Here is a 1,248-nt window from a genome sequence, read left to right on the forward strand (position 1 = left end):
GCTGTTCCCATATGTTGCAAAGCTTGCTATCCATTCCTGAACATCCTTCCTTTTCTTAATGTCCAGGCTTATTTTCTCATGTCTTTTTTCTATATTGAAGGTGTCTTCTTTTTGACGCTTACGTTTATAGAGCAATGACTTCCGGAGGTCCATATACTAATCTAACGCCGAACGGTGTAACAGCGACAGCCTATACCGACAACGATGTGACCAACGGCATAACATATTACTACGTGGTTACCGCCCTGATAGATGGCAAGGAAAGCGGCAATTCTAACGAAGCATCCGCCACCCCGCAGGCTTCCAGCAGCGAAGGCCGGGCGATTCTTTGGGTAACAATGGCCAACGGCTCGGATATCGATTACGATCTGTCTATGACGGAAATCCAGAACTTTATCAACTGGTATCAGAGTAAAGCTTCCGGCGGCGTAGGAGCTCCGTTCTATACCTTCAGCAAAAACCCCATATCACCATACACCAGTAGAATGGATTATTTGGTTTTTAATCAGATTGTTTGCTGGAAGGTAAATCAGTATTAGTTATCTGGTTAATGAAAGCCCTGCTCTTCGGAGTGGGGGTTGCTTCATTTTTACCGCATTTTAAGGGATAAAATAGTGTTAATATAAGTATGTGTAAATGATCACCTTTCTTTTAAAACGCTCACCGTTACAACTGGGGGGCGTTTTACTTTCCCCTAGTTCACAAAACCTTCAAATTATTTTCATGGAAATCACAGGTAACATTAAGTTTATTTTCAGCCAGCAGTGTTAACATGAAAGCACCGAAAATAGTCGGCTAATTGCTGGATTATTTTTTTCAACATTTTCCAATCCTCCATTAGTAATTGTTTCCAACAATGACCAGAATTATAATCCGGTCTGTCCAATAGTTACGGTAGCTCCTTTGTCAAGAAGGGTAGACCTGTTCAGGCCAAACGATCTAGAATTATTTGCCGGGCGTGACGGAGTAAGGAGTAATTGCATATTGCGCTTCAGTTTAGCTCAGCCAGTATTAAAGAAAGATATTGAATCATTGAAAGGCGAAATAAGCGTAGGCAAGAAGCAAGAACTGCTTACAATAATAGATGAATTTTACAATATAAATTAAACTACTCAAAGGATATGTGAACGGTCAATAAAAATACAGCATTTTCGGCCATTTAAAATGCAGCACTTGGCCACATATTTTACTGGAAATTTATTAACTTCTTTGAAACTGCCGGTATAGGCGGGATGGAAGGAGCCCGTA

Annotated in this window: 1 protein-coding gene; it reads left to right on the forward strand. The window is 40.7% G+C overall.

Features of this window, described 5'->3' with window-relative positions; all coding sequences use genetic code 11:
- Window positions 1–134: 134 nt before the first annotated feature.
- Window positions 135–539, forward strand: coding sequence for a hypothetical protein (locus tag L9W92_RS18600; protein ID WP_240085228.1), 405 nt, complete (start codon window positions 135–137; stop codon window positions 537–539).
- The last annotated feature ends 709 nt before the right edge of the window (window positions 540–1,248 follow it).

This window comes from Pelotomaculum terephthalicicum JT, from assembly GCF_022410535.1.
Lineage (GTDB): Bacteria > Bacillota > Desulfotomaculia > Desulfotomaculales > Pelotomaculaceae > Pelotomaculum_D > Pelotomaculum_D terephthalicicum.

Excerpts from the sequence above, each read along its gene's own strand:
- L9W92_RS18600 (WP_240085228.1), top strand. The coding sequence starts at position 135 with ATGACTTCCGGAGGTCCATATACTAATCTAACGCCGAACGGTGTAACA.